Annotated in this window: 10 protein-coding genes; 1 reads left to right on the top strand and 9 read right to left on the bottom strand. The window is 47.3% G+C overall.

Going from position 1 to position 21741, the window contains the following annotated elements:
• Positions 1–8: 8 nt before the first annotated feature.
• The 9 genes from NFI81_RS03555 to NFI81_RS03515 all read right to left on the bottom strand — a co-directional run bounded on the left by NFI81_RS03555 (position 9) and on the right by NFI81_RS03515 (position 17324).
• Entirely contained in the window at positions 9–2678 is a 2670-nt protein-coding gene (locus tag NFI81_RS03555) for a sialate O-acetylesterase (RefSeq protein ID WP_234614167.1), read from the bottom strand.
• Positions 2679–2706: 28 nt separating this feature from the next.
• Positions 2707–3756 (bottom strand): endo-1,4-beta-xylanase, encoded by a 1050-nt coding sequence (locus NFI81_RS03550; protein ID WP_234614901.1) that lies wholly within the window; start codon positions 3754–3756, stop codon positions 2707–2709.
• 66 nt (positions 3757–3822) lie between these two features.
• A complete protein-coding gene (locus NFI81_RS03545) occupies positions 3823–5757 on the bottom strand; it encodes an alpha/beta hydrolase-fold protein (protein ID WP_234614168.1) in 1935 nt (644 codons plus the stop codon).
• Between the two features lie 48 nt (positions 5758–5805).
• Positions 5806–6720 carry a ThuA domain-containing protein gene (locus NFI81_RS03540; RefSeq protein ID WP_234614169.1) on the bottom strand — a complete coding sequence of 305 codons (915 nt, stop codon included), beginning with the start codon at positions 6718–6720 and terminating at the stop codon, positions 5806–5808.
• Positions 6721–6863: 143 nt separating this feature from the next.
• A complete protein-coding gene (locus NFI81_RS03535; RefSeq protein ID WP_234614170.1) occupies positions 6864–8543 on the bottom strand; it encodes a glycoside hydrolase family 43 protein in 1680 nt (559 codons plus the stop codon).
• Between the two features lie 33 nt (positions 8544–8576).
• Positions 8577–11036, bottom strand: a complete 2460-nt coding sequence (locus NFI81_RS03530) for a glycoside hydrolase family 95 protein (protein WP_234614171.1) — start codon at positions 11034–11036, stop codon at positions 8577–8579.
• A 159-nt stretch (positions 11037–11195) separates the two neighbouring features.
• Positions 11196–12248: a glycoside hydrolase family 43 protein gene (locus NFI81_RS03525; protein ID WP_234614902.1), complete on the bottom strand. Its 1053-nt coding sequence runs from the start codon at positions 12246–12248 to the stop codon at positions 11196–11198.
• A 17-nt stretch (positions 12249–12265) separates the two neighbouring features.
• Positions 12266–14080 carry a RagB/SusD family nutrient uptake outer membrane protein gene (locus NFI81_RS03520; protein WP_234614172.1) on the bottom strand — a complete coding sequence of 605 codons (1815 nt, stop codon included), beginning with the start codon at positions 14078–14080 and terminating at the stop codon, positions 12266–12268.
• A gap of 7 nt (positions 14081–14087) precedes the next feature.
• Positions 14088–17324 carry a SusC/RagA family TonB-linked outer membrane protein gene (locus tag NFI81_RS03515; protein ID WP_234614174.1) on the bottom strand — a complete coding sequence of 1079 codons (3237 nt, stop codon included), beginning with the start codon at positions 17322–17324 and terminating at the stop codon, positions 14088–14090.
• Between the two features lie 317 nt (positions 17325–17641).
• Between NFI81_RS03515 and NFI81_RS03510 the strand changes: the two genes are divergently transcribed.
• On the top strand, positions 17642–21733 hold the full coding sequence (locus NFI81_RS03510) for a hybrid sensor histidine kinase/response regulator transcription factor (protein WP_234614176.1): 4092 nt from the start codon (positions 17642–17644) through the stop codon (positions 21731–21733).
• Positions 21734–21741 lie beyond the last annotated feature (8 nt).

Below are 21741 nucleotides of genomic sequence, written 5' to 3'. Positions count from 1 at the left end.
TACAAAAATTATTTTTTCACATTTTGAATGTGCTCAGCAACATTGCGCATTGTATCTATATAAATGTCCTTTTCATGCTCCTTTAAGTAATGCAGCAATTTGCTATGCGCTTCGTTGGATACATTTAATGCATGTTCTCCGCCCACGCCATGGAAGAGGAAAACGAGTAATTTGCCATTCTGCTGCGCCTCCTTAACCAATTCGATCAGCTCTTCCCCGGTTTCGCCCGCCATAGCATAGCAATCAATGTCCATCAGGTTCTGCTCCTCAATCGAATGCATTTCATGCCTTACTGCCCTCGACGCTATAAATTCATCTGAAAGGGTTTGTATAAATTCGCCTTCCGCCACTTTTTTATGTCCGCAGGTGAAAGCAAACGTGCGCTTGCTTTGGCCATCAATGGATTTCAAAAAAGCATTGCACATTCTAATCTCATCCTGAATTCTGGCAAGGCTGTATTTGCTGAGATCGTACTCAGGTTTCACCCAGCTCATACCCGGCCCGGTTGCGTCACAGGGATGATAAACGGTGTGATTCCCCAGTTCATGTCCGTTGGCGGCGGCCGCCCGCCAGTCCTTGATCCGGTTACGCGCCGCGTCGGAAGATGCAGTCAAGTAAAAAGAGCCTTTCAAGCTGAGAGAATCCAGCGCAGGAACCACATTGTCCAGATGAACATTTAATGCATCGTCATAGGTTAGTACAACGGCACATTTCTTCCCTTTCCAGGGTTTGGTTTCATCCAGTTGTTCGCCGTCCGTGCGAAAAGGCGAGGCCGGAAGATTTGCTGAATTGTAAAAGTTGATTCCTTCGGGATTATCCTGCCATGCGTAGCGAATATATTTGGGCGTCTTTACACTTTCACTGGATAACTCAATCTGATCTTTACCCAAAATTTTTGCATTAGCCCAAACGAATTTCTGATCATCATCGGCCATCGAAAACCAGCGCAATGCTTCTCCGTCCATGGATTTTATGCCATCGGCAACATTGTCGAAAGTCAGGATAATTTTGTCGCCTTCAATGCTTTGCGATTTCAATGTCGGGCCGCTATGAATGACATTTTTCTCCCCATAAGCCAGGTTTCTGGCAGACAGGGCTAGTCTTTTTCCAATATCCTTCTTGTTCAGCGGGTGAATGTCGTTCCATTCTCCCAGATCCAATGTTACAGTTACAGCCGTGTTTTTTAATGTTAAAGCTTTATTCTGCGCTTCCCGTAGCAACGCCATATTGCTTTCTGCGGGTGTAAAATCAATGTCTTGAAAATTAGGGAGCTGCACCACTAGAAATGGTAAATTCTCATCATTCCAAAGTCTCCGCCGATCATTGATCAAAGCTGGCAAAAGCACATTGTAAGCATCTGGTTCATCAACATTAGACTCGCCCTGATACCAGAGAAAACCTTTCAATTTCATAGGCAACACCGGCGCGATCATTGCATTGTACAGTGAAGCAGGCTGGTTTTGCGCGACGAATGGAATGTTGCTAGGATCAGCAATTTTCATTGGTGGAAAAACCTGTCCGACCTTATATTGCCAGGTTCCTTTTAAATCAATCTGCTGATCATTGGCTGTCATGAAGTAAGGCTTATCAGGCACAAAACCGCCTTTCCCGCCTGTATTCGTAACCCGGATCGCAAATGTATTCTTGCCCGCTTTCAACAATCCAGCCGGAATTTCATAGCGCCGTGGTGGATACTGGTAAGTAACATTGCCAATGCTTTTTCCATTTACAAACATCTGATCCGCATCCACAATGCGTCCCATATAAAGCTTCACCGGCTTCCCGATCCAGCTTTCGGGCACTTCAAATTCCCTGCGAAACCAGACTACCCCATTCAGATTTTTCAGCCCCTGATCTTCCCAATAACCCGGAATGTTGAAGTTACGCCAGCCTTTCGGTTGATAATCTAGGCTTTCCCAATGTTCTGTTTGTCCCAAATCGGTGGATTTGGGCTGCTTTGGTGCGTTGTTTAAATTGTTCTGCTTCCTGGCCTGCACATAGGCAGTATCTTTATTTTGATTGATAACCTTCTGGATATCAGCAAAATCCCTATAACCATCTTCACTGATCCAGGCTTCGATCGGCGTGCCTCCTACCGAACTGTTGATGATTCCAATCGGAACTTTGTAATGATCATAAAGATCTCTTGCAAAAAAATAGGAAACAGCGCCAAAGCTGAGCACGTCCTTGGAGTTGGCCATTTTCCATTCACCGTTTGGGAAGTCCGCCTGCGGAGCGTTCAGATCGGTGATTGTTTGGATAAAAAAATTGCGGATATCCGGGTAACTGGCCGAAGCGATATCGTCGGGAAAACGTTCCTTTACACGCTCCATGTTAATGACCATATTGCTCTGTCCGTTGCAAAGCCACACATCGCCAAACGCGATATTCTTGATCCTGATCTGGTTTTTGCCAATTATCAACATCTCAAAACCCGTCCCGGCAGGCTGCGCCGGCAGTTGAATTTCCCATTTGCCATCTGCGCCGGTGACCACGCTCCTACTTTTGTTTTTGAATGTTACAGTCACCTTTTCTTTCGGCGCTGACCATCCCCAAATTGTGATCGGCTGGTCGCGCTGCAAAACCATGTTATCCGCAACCAGCTTGGGCAAGCGGACTTGCCCGACTGTATAGCCGGAAAAAAAGATTAGCAACAATAAAAACTGAATGGAACGCATTTGCTTACAAGGAAAGAACTAGCGCTTTTTAAAAATTCACTACGCCGTCAAACGCTTTTTTGGGTTTAAAGTTCTGGTCAAAAAGCAGCGGATAATCTTTGCGGCCGGGAACTGGAAAATTGTCCAGCCAGGTCGTTTTGTCTGAAACATTCCAGAATGTCACACCGGTAATGGTGCCTTTGTGTTTACGAAAAGTGTCAAAAATCATCTTGTAATGGGCTGCCTGCTTTTGCTCCATTTCCGGCGTAAAAACGCTCTTTTCATCGCCAGCTTTTCTTTCGCGGCGCTCGTGCTCTTTGGGATGTACTGAAACGTCGAGTTCCGTGATCTGAACCGCTAATCCCAGGCTCGCAAACTGCGTTATCGACTTTTCAAGTTCTGCCTGCGTAGGTTCGAAAATAGACCAATGTGCCTGCAAGCCCACGCCATGGATCGGGACGTTTTTATCTTTCAGTTTTTTTACCAATTGATAGATTTTCTCCCTTTTAACAGCGCTTTCGGTGTTGTAATCATTGTAAAAAAGCTTGGCACCGGGATCGGCAGCATGTGCATATTCGAATGCTTTTTGAATGTAATCTTCACCTATGATCTGGTAAAATTTCGATTCCCTGTAAATGCCTTTGCCCGTGTCGGGAACGGCTTCATTCACAACATCCCAGGCGTAGATTTTGCCTTTGTAGTGCGTCACAACGTCGGTAATGTGCTGTTTCAAACGGGCCAATAATTCTTCCCGTGAAACCTGTGCGCCGGTTGAATCTGTAAAAAACCATTTTGGCGTCTGGTTATGCCAGCATAATGTGTGGCCTCTGACTTTGATGCCGTTCGATTGTCCAAATTCAACAATTGCGTCTCCATCTTTCCAATTGTATTGGTTTTTCGCCGGATGGATCGGCCCCATTTTCATGGCGTTTTCGGGCGTAATGCTATTGAACTGCTGCTTAATGAGTTCCGCCTCCGGGCCGGTCACACTTCTGGGAGAAACCGCGACTCCGATTGGGAAATAATCTTTGTATGCTTCTTTGAGGGACTTTTGCGCGAAAAGCTGGTGCGACGAAAACAATGTGGTCGAGACAACCATACATTGCACCCAAGACTTTAATGGGGATGATTTTACCATGATTTAATGTCAGAGTTGATGAAAATATTATTTAAATAAGAGCTGCGAAAACCCGAATAGGTCATGTCGCCAAACCGGCCACGTGTGGCCGCCTCGATATTCGCTGTACTGGTATTTAATGCCTAGCTCGTCGTACTTCGAAAGCATGATCTTGCAGTTTTTGTAAGCGATATCTTCCTCTCCACCCATCGAAATCCAGAAGTTTTTAAGATTTCCGTTGATGGTTTTCGCATTGTCCTTCGCAAATGCGTAATGCGGGCCGGATAGTGCATCGTTGTTGGCAAACCACCCGGAGCTGAACACTCCCAGGGACGAGAACATATCGGTGTTTTTCACCCCTGCATACAACGTCTGTATGCCACCCATGGAAAGGCCCGCGAGTGCGCGATGGGCTGCATCGGCCTGCACGCGGAAGTTGCTTTCTACAAATGGGATCGCCCCCAAGTTCAGCTCACTTTCGAAGATTTTCAAAAAGCCATCACCAGCGGTAGCCATACTGCCCGGACCCATCGGACTGCCCGGGTTTCCGTCCATCATCACCACCAGCATCGGTTTCGCTTTGCCTTCCGCAATGAGGTTGTCGAGGATCAGATTTGTTTTACCCTGCGTCGCCCAGCCTCGCTGATCTTCGCCGCCGCCATGTAAAAGATAAAGCACGGGATACTTTTCGGTCGATTGGTCGTAGCCAGGAGGCGTGTATACATACATTTCACGCCAGGAATTGCTGGCTTTGGACAGGTATTTTTTTACGCGGATATCGCCGTGCGGGACATCGCGCATGGCATAATAGCCGCCGCCCCGGAATGGGATTTCAATGCCGCTCGCCATCCGTCCCATTCCATAAAATGTCTCGCTGGCGGGATCGGCTAATGCAACGCCATCGATCAGCAGTGAATAATAATGAAAACCTTCGCCAATGGAATCCGTCGTCACCGACCAGACGCCCGCAGTGTCTTTCACCATATCATACTTTTTCCCCAGATCGACCTGCACTTTTTGTGCATTGGGCGCTTTGGTGCGGAAAACAACCCGATTGTCCGGCAGGATCTGCGGATATTTTACATTGCGAATGTTGGTTGCTGCCGGTGAACCTAGAATGGTGTATTTGGTCAAAGAAGGAACATCCACAGGTTTGAACAAAAACTGAGAAAACATATACAAACCATTTTTCCAAACCTTGAAATCATGCACGCCCGGCTCAATGTAAAAGATGTGTGGAACATTGTTTTCAAAAAAATAATCATGCGTGCGCTTGCTGAATGTAATCAGCCGGTCCTCATCGCCGCAGGAAATGAACAGTAATTTCAATTTCTTTTTTGCTTCCTCAGGGTTTGGCATTAGTTCGGCAGGAGCCTTCGTATTCGGCGCAGACGAAAACCCTCCTACCCAGGCAAACTGATCGAGATTCCCCAATCCAAAGTTCAGCGACTGGCCGCCGCCCATCGAAAGTCCGGCAATAGCGCGATGCTCACTATCTTTCAAAACGGGATATTTGCTTTCCACGAACGGGATCAGATCTTTCAGCAGATCCTGCTCGAATGTGGCAAATGCAGCCACCTTGTCGGGCGCCATAATGTTGCCCGTCGCAGCATCATCCTTCATCGCCCGGCCGTTTGGCATGACCACGATCATGGGTTCGATTTTCTTTTCTGCATAAAGATTGTCCAGGATCAGCTGCGGATTGCCGCCTTTCAGCCATTCCTTTTCATCCCCCCCAATGCCGTGCAAAAGATACAAAACCGGATATTTTTTCTTTTTATCAAATCCAGGCGGCGTGTAAACCAGCGCCTTACGCTTTGTCCCCACCGTTTTGGACTGATACTGAACCGAATCAATCTTCCCCGCAGGCACGCCCGATTGCACAGTGTCATAACCCTTGGGCATTTCTTTCAAAATCTCCTGCGCAAGGCTTGCGAATGCAAGCAGCATCAGGCTCATTACAATAGATAAAAATCGTTTCATGGTTTAAGAAGGATATTGGTTCAGCATTAATGGATCGTTTCTGTTATACTAAGGCATTTTGAACGAATCTTCCGGGCGCAGACTCTGGGTAACCGCTGTTGGAAAATTAGAAGGAACCGGGAACGTTACTTTTCCTGTCGCCAGCCACTCTGCTGCTCTGATAACCGTCGTCTGATAACCAATGCAGCGATAGGCCGGCGGGTAAGTTTCACCTTTCCAAAGGTGGCCTAAACTTGAATTATAAACCCGTCCCTTGCCATATTTCACAACCCATTCCACCGGCCAGATCTTTTTCGTACTCGTGCTGTCGAAAGCGCATGAAAGCACGGTAATGTTTTCTGCCGGTCCGCGTGGGAAATAGTAAACTTCCGTATTGGCCGTCTGCCATTGATTCGGATATCCTTTATTGATGGGATGTGGCGTCAAAACTTGGATCAATGCGTTAAACCTGTCGCCATGGCCCGTCCCTTTTCCTTCGTCCGGTGCGATCCGGGTAATGCTTTTTGTTGCGTCAATTTCCAACGCATATCCTTCCGAGGCCCGCCGCCAACCCAGTCCGATCATTTTGTCATATTCTTTCCAATGAGGAAATGCATTGTTAGCCGAATGAAGAATGTACAAACCACCGCCATTCTTCACATATTCCTCCAATCGCTTTTCGGCTTGCCTTGACCAGCGCAGACTGGGCTTTTGAATGTTGTTGGTATTTTGAATGATCAATTCATATTTGCTGAAATCCGGGTTCCAAGCATTCCTTTCCAAACTGTCCGCCGGAACCGTAGTGACCTCCACCGCGAACCGCCCGCTTTCTTCCAATATCCATTTTGTGACGGCGGTTGTTTGCTTCCAGTCGTGGTTACTAAACCCATCCACGATCAAAACGCGTATCGGCTTCGCTTTTTGTGCCAAAGCATTAATGGAAACGCATGCAGAAAGGATAAGGACAAGACAATTTCTAAGCATAATGGTAAATTTTATTGATCTGCAAAAAACCTTCGCCAGCAGTTGACTATCTATTAAAAGCAAAAAATGCTCCATCCCTATTCCTTGGGCCCGATCAGTTCTAAATGTTCAGTTTCTCAAAAATGAACATTTGCATAAATCGGTTACTTGTTTTTAAACATGGGATCATTGCCGCTGTATTTCAGGTATTTAAATGAAGCGGAATTGGTGGTGGACTCGCCTGAGGAAGTTGCGTACATGCCAAACAGGCATCCGATAAAGCCCCCTGCAACTTCCGTACTCAGGAATTTGGCGTCAACTTTGTCTTTAAGCAACTCCCACGCATCGCCTTTGGAAAAATAAAAACTGTAAAAACCGCCTTCCGCTACAATGCGCAGTTTGACAGGTTTTAAAGCATCAGTAACAGGCTGTTTGACAAGCAGCTCCATGCTTTTTCCATCCGCACCACTTTTGAAAAGCTGCACAAAAGGTTTTCCATTTTCCACCGATTTGCTCAAAAAGTAAAAGTGAGATTCGTCTTGAAAAATTGTCAGACCTGCCTTTTCCTTTTCTGATTTAGGAGAAAAATCAAGTTCCGTTTCGGCGGTGCAGTATAAATGCTGCTGCCGTTTTCCAATGAATGAAGGATTGACTAATTCCATGATGGTTTCAGGTTTCAACTTCATGGTTAAGCCGTTTTGTTTTGATAATGAGAAGGAACTGCTGTCAATGGTGCGCATGAAAAGCAACGCCGGGTCCAGCTTTTTGTCGAATGTCAATGTGTATTCAAAATTGCCTGCCTGCGGAAGTGCGTCTTTTTGTTTTACTTCCTTGTAATTGACACTATATTGATATTCAGCATTGTTGCTGGGCGGATTGATCACCGGCCAGTCGTTTTTCCATTCCACAGGTGCGATGAATGTTTCTCGGCCTGTATTATAATAATTGCCTTCGTAAGGCCGCACGGCCAGGAAAATGGCGTAGGTTTTCCCATCCGGCCCATCCACAAATTGCGCGTGGCCAGCCGAAGTGATCGGATCTTTGCGATCGTCGGGCAATCCTTTTTGGGTTAAAATCGGGTTGTTTTCATAAGGAACAAATGGCCCCCAAACCGACTTGCTGCGAAAAACGACCTCTGTATGATTGACGGAAGTCCCGCCTTCTGCTGCATACAAATAATACCAGCCATTTCGCTTCATAATGTGCGGCGCTTCAATCCAAACGGGCTTTTTGCTCAAATCCACGCCACCATTAACCAGCTGTTTTTCTTCACCAATCACCTTTAAAGTAACGGGATCAATTTCATAAATCCGGATCGTTCTGTGACCGGAATACAACGGTTTTCTGTCAGGCGCGTCGCTGTTATAAATGATGTAGGCCTTGTTGTCCTCATCAAAAAACAGGGACGGATCAATGCCGCGCGCTTGTGGAACACGAATGGGATTACTCCACGGGCCAGCCGGATTCTTGGCAGTAACCACAAAGTTTCCATCATGATCAATGTCCGTGCAAGTGACGTAAAAAGTGCCCTTATGGTAGCTGATAGCAGGCGCAAAAAGTCCTCTTGTCAGCTTTTCTCCCATGAAATCCATTTGTGAAGCACGGTCAATGACATTGCCGATCTGTTTCCAGTTTTTCAGGTCTTTGCTGTGAAAAACAGGAATGCCGGGGAAATAAGAGAATGTAGAATTGACCAGATAATAGTCCGTGCCCACCTGCACCACGCTCGGATCAGGATAAAAACCTGTCAATATCGGATTCACCAATTTGGTGGTCTGTGCCGAGACAGACTTTGCCAGGCAAAGCAATGCAACCAGCGTTGCGGAGATAAATTTTCTAATCATTACAGATTGAACTAGTCAACGATTACAGTTAAATTACTGACCAACAAATACATAAGTTTTTCCTGCCTGCGTCGGAATGTCGTAAAGGAATGTTTTCTTCAAGTCTGGCGTAGAAGCATTTGCCTTCGGAGAAATAACAGCATTGGCCACTTCTTCATTTTGGTAAAATGCATTCGCATTCTGCCCGGAAGCAACTTTCACTACCTTACCATCAGCCAATTTTAGTTCATTAGGCGTGCGTAATCTCAAATTTCCACCAAGTTTTGATTTCACCTCAACCTTAGTCAATTTTCCTTCTTTCCAATCCATATTCACGAGTTCAAAACCACCCTGCGCGAGCAGCCCGCCGATATTTCCTGCTTGCCAAACATCCGGCAGCGCGGGAAGTAAATGCACGGAACCGTCCGCACTTTGCATCAGCATTTCGGTAATGCCCGAAGTGCAGCCAAAGTTGCCGTCAATCTGAAAAGGCGGATGCGCGTCGAAAAGATTATTGTAAGTGCCGCCTCCTTCTTTTGAGGTTCCTAATGGCGAAAGCTGGCTTTTAATTAATGTGAACGCATGGTTTCCATCCTGCAATCTGGCCCACCAGTTTACTTTCCAGCCCATGCTCCATCCGGTCGAAACGTCGCCGCGATGCAGCAATGTAGTGCGGGCGGCCGAGAATAATTCCGGTGTGCGGTAAGCTGAGATTTGATCTGATGGAAAGAGTCCGTACAAATGGGAAACGTGGCGGTGATGGTCGTTTGGATCGTCCACATCGTCGAGCCATTCCTGCAATTGTCCGTGCTGACCAACGTGCATTGGAGGCAGGCGTTTGCGCATTTGTTTGAGGGAATCCGTGAATGCTACATCTTTTTTCAGGATCTCGGCTGCGCGGATTGTGCTGCTGAAAACGTCAAATGCGATCTGGTTATCCATCGTCGTTCCGGCGTCCAGCGAGGAACCTTCGTGCGCTGCCGGGGCATTTTCGGGAGAGCTTCCCGGATTTACAACGAGCCATTTGTATTTCGGATGTTCTATCAAAAAATCGGCATAGAATGTGGCTGCGCCTTTTAAGATCGGGTAAATTTTGGCTAAATAGGCTTTGTCGCCATGATAGAGATAATGCTGCCACAAATGCTGGCTTGTCCAGCCGCCGCCTGCGATCCACATACCCCAGAATGCGCCGTCGATTGCGCCCGTTGCACGCCAAATGTCCGTGTTGTGATGCGCCATCCAGCCTCTTGCGCCGTACATGGTTTTGGCCGTTTCTTTTCCGGTTTCAGATAATTCTTCAACCATTTTCAAAAACGGCTCATGCAGCTCGCTGAGGTTTGTGCGCTCTGCGGGCCAGTAATTCATCTGCGCATTAATGTTGATCGTGTATTTGCTATCCCAGGGCGGCATCATTTTGTTGTTCCAAATCCCTTGCAAATTGGCAGGCTGACCGCCTGGCTGCGAGCTGGAAATCAGCAGATAACGACCATATTGATAATAAAGCGTAACCAATTCAGGATCATTGACATTGCGGAAGTTTTTCAGCCTTTCGTCCGTTGGCAACTTGCCAAGATCTGTGGTGCCCAAGTCAAATTTGACCCTTTTAAAATACTTCTGATAAGCTGCAATGTGCGGATTCAGGATCGCAGTGTAAGTTTTTGAAAATGCTTTGTCCAAGTAGGAAGCCGCCAGCGCATTTTCATCCCCGCTTACATCATTATAGTTTTTGAAATTGGTTGCAATGGAAATATAGATCGTGGCTGCATTGGCTCCCTTGACCATTAACAAAGTGTCATTGGCAATGACCGAACCGCCTTCCGTTTTGATTCTGGCTATTCCTTTGAAGCGAACCATTCCTTTTACACCATCGTGATCCGCGGCCGTTCCGGCAATGGTAAGGTCTTTGGAGGTTGTTGTTTTATTGGATTTATTTTTGTGTAAAGAAGCATAGGAAGCGTCGAATGCTAGTTTACCCGGCTTGTCAGCAGTTAATCGGATGACGATCACTCGGTCTGGAAAGGAAGCGAGGACTTCGCGGGTGTAATTGACGCCGTCGACCTGGTAAGTGGTTTTAGCAACTGCGCGTTCAATGTCGAGCTCGCGGTAATAATTGGTGAAATTTTCATGGCCTGGAAAATTCAGCCGCAGGTCACCAAGCGGCTGAAACATTTGTCCATCCGATTTTTTAGTAATGATGGCTTTGTTGGCCAGCTTCTCTGCTTCTTTTTGTTTTCCGTCAAAAATCAATTTCCTGATTTCCGGCAATGCGGCCAATGCTTCGGGATTATCATTCCGATTCGGTCCGCCCGACCATAATGTATGTTCATTGAGCTGAATCGTTTCATTCACCACATTGCCATACACCATCCCGCCGAGCCTGCCATTTCCAACAGGCAAAGCATTTTCCCAGGTTTTTCCCGAAGGTGTATTGTACCAAAGCTTTTGGACACGCGGAGACTGTGCATGACCCGCAATAGTTACCGTCAAAAAGAGCAGGTAAAAAAAATTCCTCATATCAAGACTGAAATTTGAATTGCTATTAATGTGTCAATATGACACTTTAATAAATACAATGGTATGAGGTTTTTTAGATAAAACAAAATTATTTCTTGATTAAAGGATAAAAACTACGTTACAGCAGCAGATATGCATGCTGTAACGTAGTTTTTTATGCTAAGGAATGATCGTTTTGATATTGCCGTTGCTGTCACGCAGCAATTCCCTCACCTTTACATTACGCAAATGCGTCTTCCCGGAGAGTGCTGCATCATGATAAAAAATATACCACTTGCCTTCCACTTCTACAATCGAATGATGCGTTGTCCAGCCTTCTACAGGGTTCATGATCACGCCTTTATAAGTGAAAGGCCCGTAAGGCGAAGTGCCTTCGGCATAGCACAGCAAATGCGTGTCCCCGGTGGAATAAGAGAAATAATATTTACCATTAAACTTATGCATCCAGGCGCCTTCAAAAAACCGGCGTTTCGTATCGGATGCCAGGATTGGCTTGCCGTTTTCATCCAGGATCCGGACGTCTTTCAATGGCTCGGAAAATGACAGCATATCATCGCTCATCACCGCCACTTTGGCACTTAATGCAGGCTCGTTTTCATGCCCTTTACCCAGGTCGGTCATTAATGTTTTGTCATAAGTTCCTGTATGCCAACGTTGCAACTGACCGCCCCAGATGCCGCCCAAATACATATAACTCTTGCCATCTGTATCCGTAAAAACGGCGGGATCAATGCTGTAACTGCCTTTCATCGGCTCAGCCTCGGCCTTGAAAGGCCCCGTGGGTGATTTGCTTGTTGCTACACCCATGCGGAACACGCCTTCCTTGTCTTTTACAGGAAAATAAAGAAAGTAAGTGCCGTTTTTAAATGCTGCGTCGGGTGCCCACATTTGTTTGTCAGCCCAGGGCACATCTTTCACATCCAGCGCCACGCCGTGATCGGTTACCTTTCCGCCGATCTTATCCATTGAATAAACATGGTAATCCCGCATTTGAAAGTGCCCGCCTTCATCATCCTGCGGCACATCGGCCTCAATGTCGTGTGATGGATAAATGTAGATTTTTCCATTGAAAACGTGGGCCGACGGGTCAGCGGTGTACAAGTCGGTTACCAATGGTTTTATGTTGGTTCCCTGGCAAAGGCCATTTTGAGCACCCAAACCAAACGCCAGCACTGATGCCGATATTCCTGCTAGTAAGTTTCGATTTATCATCATTTGAATTTTTTGTATCAATATCCGGAATTTTGAGGGAATTTCGGTCCATCCACCACCCTGTCGATCTGTGTTTGGGGAATGGGGCGAAGCATATTAAATTCCTTCACATACGGCGCGGCTTCCTGATTCCACTCCTGCACCCGACGTACGAGCGAACGCGTCCGTACAAGATCATGCCACCGCTGCCATTCTCCAAAGAATTCGCGGCTGCGCTCGTCGAGGATGAAATCCAATGTTACTTGCGCGGCGGTGATGGTTAAAACCGTAGCGGCAGCGGCATTTTCTGCGGTGGAGTTGGTTTTTTTGAATGCTGCGCGTTGCCTTACCACATTGATCAATGCTGCCGCTTTTGCGTTGTTCCCAGCTTTAAAATAGGCCTCAGCGCCCGTCATGTACACATCCGAAAAGCGATATAGAACGGCTGGCCGCGTGGAAGGATCATTGAAATTCGCGCCACGACTTGGGTCCATGTATTTTTTCAATGCCGGGAAAATACCATTGTTCCAAAGACTTGGCGGCACTACGATGCCCTTGAATGGTCTTTTGCCAACAAATTGCGGCGCGCCAGGCACTTCGTAATCCGGCAACCAAACGGCAGTATCCGCACCCGGAACGGTCGTGTAAGTGATCCCCCGTAAGTTGTTGGCCGCACTCGCCTGGTTGGTAACCGCAGTATTTGAAATATAAACCGTGTAAAACGAATTGGCATAACGCGAATCCACATTGCGGTTCGTAAATGCCTGATCCAGAAAGTAGTTCTTGCCAGCACGTGGCCCAGTGGCTATTTTATCTGAATTCGGACGCATCCGCACATATGGACGGCCGTAATACGAATCCCGGATCATGCCCGATGTTCCATTGTTGACAAAAGCGCCTGCTGCATTTTTGATTGAATTGATTCCGCTATTGTTCGGATAATTCCAATTGGTAAACCAAGGGCTCAGATTTTGCGCCGCGCCTCCCCCAGCCTGACCGCCGACCTGATAGTAGCCGTATTTCGGATCCAGCACGTGGTCGCTTACGAACATGGTTTCTTTACCATAATCATTAGCGGGCACAAATGCATCGCCGTAATCCTGCCATAAATCAAGGCCATAATCTGCTTTTTTGGCAATAATGTCGTCGCAAATAGTTGCGGCCTGGGTAAAATCTGCGGCCGTGTTATTCAGCCATCCGCGCGTCAGGTATGCTTTGGCGAGCAGGAGTTGCGCCACTGGTTTTGTTGCCGCTTTGCCCAGGAATGGCGCCGTGGGTTGGTTAGGCAGATCGGCCGCAGCTTCTGTTAAATCCTGGATAATGAGCGCGTAAACATCTGCTGCCGGCTGGCGGGACGCGGCTTGCGAAGGCACGGTTATAAACTCCGTGTGCAGTGGCACGTCGCCCCAGGTTTGAACAAGATAAAAATACCAGAATGCCCTCAAAAACTTCGCCTGCGCCAGATATTGCTTCCGCGTTGCTTCCGGCAAATCAATGGTCGCGCCGTATTGAAGGACACCATTTAATGTATTAATGTCCTGAAATGCAACGCCCCATGCAGCGCCAAAGTTGCTGCTGTTGAGACCATTGTAAGTGTAAGCGGAGCCTCCACCGGCATTTACACCCTGAATAAACTCATCAGTCCCGGCCTGCATTTCCACGGTGAAACCTTCGGTTCCCCACTGGCCGCGGATGTCGTTGTAAACCCCGGCAATGCCGCCGAGGACGCCCGAGGGGCTGTTGAAATAAGATGGAACGATCTGGGATTGGGGATGCTCTTCGAGCACTTTTTCGCAACCTGTGCTGAAAGAAGCGATCAGGGCTGCGGTGATCAGCGTTTTTATGGATTTCATAGTCGGATTAGAATTTAAGGTTGACGCCCACAGTGAATTGTCTTACCGGCGGAGAGTTCAGGTTTACCGAAATCTGACGTTCCGGTGCGCCGCGGTCGCTGGCACCTTGCGGGTTCAGCGTCGATTGGCCCGTTGCGTAGCTGTTTCCTTCGGGATCAACAGCCAGATCGTCTTTCACCAATGGAGAATAGATAATGAATGGGTTGGTCAGGTTGACGTAAATCCGGGCCGAAGCAGCGCCGATCTTTTTAATCACATTGCTCTCAAATGTGTAGCCGAGGTTAATGCTCCTGCATTTGATAAAAGAACCGTCATAGTAACCCAATGTCGAACCGAAGTTTGCCACAGCGCCGCTCGCGTCGGGCGCTGGGAAATTATTGGTTGGATTGGTGTCGGTCCAGTAATCGACTTTCACCTGGTTTACGCGGCTTTGATTAAAGAATGCAAAACCTCCTGAACCTGTGGAGTTACCCGTCAGATACGGCACAAGCACTTTCATGCCCATTCTCGCATAGGTCACGACAGATGCGTCGAAGTTTTTGAAACTAAAACGGCTCGTCAATCCACCCTCCCATTTAGGCTGGAAATTGCCCAGGATCTGGCGGTCATTGGCGTCGATTTTTCCGTCCCCGTTTAAATCTTCCACCCTGATTTGTCCTGCAAATTGAACGGGTGAAGTTTGCTGGGCCAATGTTCCGTTTTCTGCGTCGCTGGTCTGCCAGATGCCTAGTTTTTTGTAATCAAAAATGACTGAGAGCGGCTGTCCGACAAACCATCCCGCACCGAGGTTGGATTTTTCATCCGGCGTGGTCAGCTGTGTGATTTTTTCTCTGTTAAAAAAATAAGTTGCATCAATGCTCCAATTGAAGCCTTTTGGCTTTCTGACAATCTCAAAACTGGCTGCAACTTCCAATCCCTTGCCTTCTGTTTTACCCAAGTTTTTCAGCGTAGAACCGGCTCCGTTGCTCGGAGGAAGTGGCACGGATAAAAGAATGTCTTTGGTTTTCTGGTGATACCAGTCGACTGAACCTGTAATGCGATTACTGAACAAACCAAAATCAATCCCGATGTCCACCTGCGAAGTCGATTGCCAGCTCAGGTCACTGGAAGGCAAACTGGTCACTGTGTAAGCCAATTGCTGCCCGGCTGTGCCCAATCCGAAGTTGTAATAGCCCGCAGATAATGCGCCCAATGTCGAATAAGCGCCTACATTCCGGTTCCCTGATATCCCCCAGCCGCCGCGCAGTTTTAAATTAGAAATGAATGTGGCCGATTTCATAAAACCTTCTTCCACCACATTCCAGCCCAGACCTATCGCAGGATAATTGAAATACTGGTTGGCCGGAGACAATGTTGAGGAACCATCGCGGCGCAATGTCAATGTCAGCAAATATTTATCAGCATAGCTGTAATTAAGCCTTCCCATATAGGATAGCAGCCCGGTTTCCGAGAACGAGTTCCCGAAATCCGAAGTTGCGACCGGCTGTCCTGCTGCCAGTGAGAAATTAGAAGTTTTGATATAATCCGCAGGCACACCTGTTACGGTGAAGCGGCTGCCCAGCGAGTGGTTTTTTGTGTATTCGTACAGCGCTGTGAAACCGAGTTTATGCTTGTCTGCAAATGTTTTGTCGAAATAAAGCAAATGTTGCAGGTTCACATCCCAATATTCGGTGTTACTGATCTCGGCCGTGGATCCGGCCTGGGTTGTTGCTGTGTTGAAATAGGTCAGCGGGCCATTGTAACCATTGTAATTGGACTGGCTGAAATTGAGACCTGCATTGAAACGATATTTCAGGCCTGGTAAAATATTCACCTCCGCATACAGGCTGTTGAATGTGCGTATCGAACGTGTGCGTCCCAAAGCTGATTCTTTCTTCGTCATGATCGTCAGCGGACTGACGCCAGCTGCATCGATGGAACCTTCCGAGGGAAATATATTGACCGTTCCATCCGCATTATAAGGAGATGCGAGTGGCGTAAGGCGCACTAGTCCGCCGGGCACACCGCCGCCGCCGGGTGTATCCGTATAAGACAGCGTATTTAGCGTATTGAGGCCGATTTTAACATTTTTCCCGATCTTTTGATCAATGGTTGCCCGGATATTGAAACGCTGGAAACTCTGGTTTGGAATAATGCCTGTCTCATTAAAATAGCCCAATCCGAGCGAATATTGCGTGTTTTCAACCCCACCTTGCAGTCCCAGTTGATGGTTGGTCATAAAGCCTGGTTTGTAAATCAGGTCCTGCCAGTCTGTGGACACGCCGTTATCGAGCGCTTCCTGCTCTTTTTGAGTAAGCAAATATCCTGATGTTCCGGGAGCGGTCCGGTTGTATTTGGCTGCATCGGCTTTGAACTGTGCGTATTCCTGGCCATTCATGACATTGAACTTGCCCATCACCTGCGTTTGTCCGTGATAGCCGTCATAACTGAATACTGGCTTGCCTATTTTCCCTCTTTTGGTGGTAACCAGGATTACCCCGCCTGCTCCCCGCGAACCGTAAATAGCTGTTGCAGAAGCATCTTTCAAAACTTCCAGACTTAGAATATCATCCGGGTTAATGTCGTTCAAACCACCAAAAGGAATCCCATCAACCACAACTAACGGACCGTCAAGACCGTCGCTGGACCCTGAACTGGTGGTTAATGTCCGGTTTCCGCGGATCCTGATTTGTCCCTGCGAACCGGGCGTGCTGCCATTACTAATGATCGAAACCCCGGCCGCACGGCCTTTCAACTGATTCACCAAATTTGGCGCAGGCACTTCTTTTAATGTGCTTTCACTCACCGAAACTACAGAGCCCGTCACGTCCCGCTTCCGCTGTACGCCGTAACCTACCACAACCACTTCTTCCAGCGTCTTGTTATCGACGGCCAATGTTACATTGATAATCTGCTGCGTGCCCACAACAACTTCCTTGGGCGCGTAACCAACCAGCGAAAACACCAGAACCGCATCGGCATCCTGAACAGACAATCTGAAATTTCCATCCTGATCCGCGCTGGTGCCTCTTGTGGTCGATTTGATGAGCACATTGGCGCCGGGAAGCGCTTCGCCGTCGGGTCCGGTCACTTTTCCAGTAACTTCAATGTCAGCCGCTGGTGCCGACCGCTGCCTGGTGGCATAGTCTGCCCGAGCAGCATTGCTGGCAATGGCATCTATCGAAACGCCTCCGAGCAGCAAAATGGGAAGGCCTGAAAAACCCAGTATCCTGGCCAACTTATTGGTTAATAAACGTTCATGCATTTTGTGTATGATTTGATGTTTAATTTAAATTGAATCATGGTGCCATCTTGGTGTTTTAATGAAAGTGTCAATTTGACAATACTTATTTTGGGTGTAGCTTTGGCTTTTGTCCCCACTATCACTACATCACTTTTTCCAGATATTATTTGATTTATTGTCGACAAAAGTAGCGCAGCGAGGCACCGTGCTGTGAGCACATTTGTTCATATTAAGGATACAATTGTTCAAATGGGCCAAAAAAATGCCTGATTCTGGGACAAACTTGCATTTTTGGGATAACTTTCGTCCTGGCCTCTGTATTTAACCCCATTACATTCATGCGTTCAGAGATTTTGCTCACATTCCGTTTAGTCTGCCTGGTGATTGCATGCTGTGCAGCGACATTGGCTGCATGGGCGCAGCCTGCTGAACCCAAATTCACATCGCTGACCTCAACGGACGGACTGTCGTCCAACACGGTGACTGCGATTTTGAAAGATCAGTACGGATTCATGTGGTTTGGAACGGACGATGGATTGAGCAGGTTTGATGGCACAGATGTGATGGTGTACCGTCACAATAAGCAGGATTCCACCTCGCTAAAATCCAATGACATTTCCTGCTTGCATCAGGATCGCAAAGGACGGATCTGGGTCGGCACAATCGAAGGCGGGCTGCACCTTTATAACCGAAGAAAAGATTCTTTTGAAAGCTTTCCCAGCCCGCACAGCGTGACCAGCATTACGAGCGATGCCACGGGAAAACTCTGGGTTGGGACAACAGCGGGGTTAATCAATGTAGACCCGGAAAGCCATCAGATCAGCACATTTGCATCCAGACCCAACATGCCTGATCAGATTTCAAAAGGAATGATCCTGAGCATTGTGATAGCTAACAAAAAAAGGGTTTGGATCGGAGCCAGAAACGGGCTGTTCAAAATTGATCCGGACGATAAAAGTGAAGAATATATCAATTACCTGCAATCGTTGCCCGACGAAGCGGGTGCACGAACTGTAAAGTCCATAGTGGAAGACCGCGAAGGGAACATTTGGGCTGGCACATTCAGCGGGGTGTTCAAGTTGAATGCAGATGGACAGATCCTCAAACATTTTAAATATGAACCCAATGACAAGAATTCCCTAAGCACCAATATGGTGTTTGCGGTTACCTTCGAAAATGACCGGCACTTGTGGATTTGTACTGATGCGGGCCTAAACAGGCTCGATACCCAAAACGGCAACATTACGCGCTACGGCCCGGATGCACGGACGCAGTTTAGTTTAAGCAACAAATCGGTGCGGAGCATCCTGTTTGATAATCAAGGCATTTGCTGGCTCGGCACTTACAAGGGCGGCGTCAATAAGTATGATAAAAATCTGGCGATTTTCGGCTTGAAGCGGTCGGATGTGAATGATCCTTACGGTTTGAGCGCACCATTTGTTACGTCTTTTGCCCAAACAGAATCAGGCGAGTTGTTTGTGGGCACAGACGGCGGAGGGCTGAACTTGTACAACCGGCAAACCAATCTCTTCAAGAAGTTTCCCATTAATCCAAAAAATAAAAATGCAGCATCCGGGCTCGCAATTCTGACCTTGGAACTGGGTGCTGCGAACGAGTTATGGATCGGGACATTTCAGGACGGGCTTTTTCAGTTCAATCCCAAAACGGGCAGCTATACGCAATATTTGAGAGGAAAAGATTCTTCAACCCTGAGCAACAACGAGATTTTTTGTTTGGAGAAAGATAAATCGGGCAAGTTATGGGTGGGGACCAATGGCGGCGGTGTGAACTTGTTTGATCCTGCAACCAAAAGCTTCACCAGACTCCACGACGCGGGTGTTCCGGCTTTTCAGCGAACCATTCCACTCAATGGTTACATCCGGGATATGCACATCGATAACAAAGGAAAACTTTGGATCGCTTCGCATGGGACCGGCATCGCGGTTTTTGATCCGATAACACGAAAATCAGTGCTGCTCGACCGGCAAAGCAGTGATCTGCCCGGGAACATTGTTTTTTCCCTTTTGGAAGACAAGAAAGGCAATATCTGGGCCGGAACGTCCGGTGAAGGATTGGCATTGTACAATCCGCGCACTAAAAAATTTATCACTTACGGAGCAAAGGAAGGACTGGCCAGCAATATTATAAACAAAGTTCTTGAAGATGCGCAAGGGCGGATTTGGGTGAGTACCAATCAGGGGATCAGCTATTTTGATCTGAAAAATAAAAAATTCATTAACTACACTTCTTATAATGGCATTCAGGACAGAACGTTTGTGCTTGGCTCGGGCATCCGCACTGCCGATAACACGCTTTTTTTCGGTGGCATTGCGGGATTCAACTATATTGACACACGCAGTTTGCCGAATAGCAAGCGCATTCCACCTGTTATTTTAAAAGATCTGAAAATTGGTAACCGCAGCATTACACCTGCGGATTCCAACTTTATTGACGCGCATATTGCTGTTGCCAAGACGATCAGCCTGGATTACAAACAGAATTTTTCGATTGGCTTTGCCGCGCTGGATTATACAAATCCGAAACAAATGCATTATCGGCACCGGTTGGTGGGCATGCAATCTGAATGGAACGAAACGGGGCTTACCAACTTTGCCAGTTACACCAATTTGAGCCCGGGCGAATATGTTTTTGAAGTGCAGGCCAGTGGAGACGGCATTAACTGGAGCCCGCAAACGAAGTCGGTGGCTGTCATCGTCAAACCGCCATTTTATCTGACCATTTACGCATACATTTTTTACATTCTCACGCCATTTGCGGTTGTATACTATATGCGGCGCCGCGGGATTCAGAAGCTGCAAAGACAATTCAAAGAGCAGCAACAGCGCACAGAAGTGGAGCGGGCACAGGAACTGGACAGGATGAAAATCAAATTTTTAACCAATTTGAGTCACGAGTTCAGGACGCCCATATCCTTGATTTTGGCTCCCGTTGACAACTTACTCGTCAAAACCAAATCCACTGAGCTGCACCCGCCGGTGAATGCCATTAAACGCAATGCAAAACGACTGCTTAACCTCGTAGACCAGTTGCTGGATTTTAAAAATATGCAGGAACAGGAAGTGAAGCTGGATTTAAAACGGCGGGATATTATTTTGTTTATCAAAGACACTTGCGACCAGTTCAGCGACCTTTCCATCCGAAAAGGAATTCTGTTTAAAATTGAAAGCTCGCTCGATCAGCTTGCCATGGACTTTGACGCGGATAAGCTCGAACGGGTTTTGTTCAATTTGCTATCCAATGCATTTAAATTTACCCCAAAGGGCGGCGAGGTGGCTTTGCATGTATGGCAGCAAATGGATTTGGAGGGAAAACATTGGCTTCAAATCAACATTTCGGACAACGGAATTGGCATTGCGGAAGACCAGCATGAGAAAATTTTCGACCGGTTTTTCCAAAGCGATACAGACCTGACCGTCCTGAACCAGGGCAGTGGCATCGGCTTATCGATTGTACGCGAGTTTGTTCAGTTGCATCAGGGAAAAATAAGTGTCAACAGTCAGCCTGGCGCGGGCAGCACTTTTACGGTGGAGCTTCCTGTTGCGGAGCCACTTCTTCCAGTGGTTGAGCAACCTGCAACAGCGCCTAAGACGCTTACTGATACGGAAAATGGCTTTGCGAGATCGGAAAAGGCCAATTTGGGAGATCCGTCCAATGTGCTGATCATTGAGGACAATGATGAATTCAGGCATTATCTGAAAGAAAGCCTGATGCCGTTTTATCAAGTCATTGAAGCCAGTAGTGGGAAAGAAGGCTGGCAAAAAACGCTGAGCCATCATCCTGAACTCATTGTAAGTGATGTGGCCATGCCCGAAATGGACGGCATTGCATTGAGCCAGAAAATCAAATCAGACAAACGCACCAAACACATTCCGATCATTTTGCTGACCGCCTCCACCGGCGAGCAGCAACAACTCGAAGGCCTCAACTCAGGAGCCAATGATTATTTGACCAAACCATTTAACTTCGACATTCTGAATGCTAAAATTAACAATCTGATTCTGCTAAACCGTTTGTTAAAAGGCGTGTACTCCCGTCATATCCAGGTTTCGGGCCAGGCTCCGCAAATGGAATCCAGCCAGGAAAAATTGTTGAAAGACATGCTATCCTACATTGAAGAAAACCTGCACACATCCCAGCTAAGTGTTGAAAATCTCAGCAAGCACGTAGGCATGAGCCGGGGAACATTATATAGCAAAGTCCTAGAAATGAGCGGACAAACGCCCATTGAATTTATCCGTTCCATTAAACTTGAAAAGGCAGCATTGCTATTGGAAAGCAGTGATCTGAGCGTTTCGCAAATCTCTTATATGACCGGATTTACAGCACCCAATTATTTCGCAAAGTCTTTTAAAGCCAAGTTCAACATGCTTCCGACAGCGTATAAGGCCCGGAAAAGCAAGACACCATGAAGTGTAAT

It is taken from the genome of Dyadobacter fanqingshengii, from assembly GCF_023822005.2.
GTDB lineage: Bacteria > Bacteroidota > Bacteroidia > Cytophagales > Spirosomataceae > Dyadobacter > Dyadobacter fanqingshengii.
Note: the sequence above shows the minus strand (reverse complement) of the source record. Positions and strands in the feature narration are given on the sequence as shown.

Bases quoted from the DNA above. Each gene is read 5' to 3' on its own strand.
- NFI81_RS03540 (WP_234614169.1), bottom strand. From the start codon at position 6,720: ATGCTTAGAAATTGTCTTGTCCTTATCCTTTCTGCATGCGTTTCCATT.
- NFI81_RS03535 (WP_234614170.1), bottom strand. From the start codon at position 8,543: ATGATTAGAAAATTTATCTCCGCAACGCTGGTTGCATTGCTTTGCCTG.
- NFI81_RS03545 (WP_234614168.1), bottom strand. From the start codon at position 5,757: ATGAAACGATTTTTATCTATTGTAATGAGCCTGATGCTGCTTGCATTC.
- NFI81_RS03515 (WP_234614174.1), bottom strand. From the start codon at position 17,324: ATGCATGAACGTTTATTAACCAATAAGTTGGCCAGGATACTGGGTTTT.
- NFI81_RS03510 (WP_234614176.1), top strand. From the start codon at position 17,642: ATGCGTTCAGAGATTTTGCTCACATTCCGTTTAGTCTGCCTGGTGATT.
- NFI81_RS03525 (WP_234614902.1), bottom strand. From the start codon at position 12,248: ATGATAAATCGAAACTTACTAGCAGGAATATCGGCATCAGTGCTGGCG.
- NFI81_RS03550 (WP_234614901.1), bottom strand. From the start codon at position 3,756: ATGGTTGTCTCGACCACATTGTTTTCGTCGCACCAGCTTTTCGCGCAA.
- NFI81_RS03530 (WP_234614171.1), bottom strand. From the start codon at position 11,036: ATGAGGAATTTTTTTTACCTGCTCTTTTTGACGGTAACTATTGCGGGT.
- NFI81_RS03520 (WP_234614172.1), bottom strand. From the start codon at position 14,080: ATGAAATCCATAAAAACGCTGATCACCGCAGCCCTGATCGCTTCTTTC.
- NFI81_RS03555 (WP_234614167.1), bottom strand. From the start codon at position 2,678: ATGCGTTCCATTCAGTTTTTATTGTTGCTAATCTTTTTTTCCGGCTAT.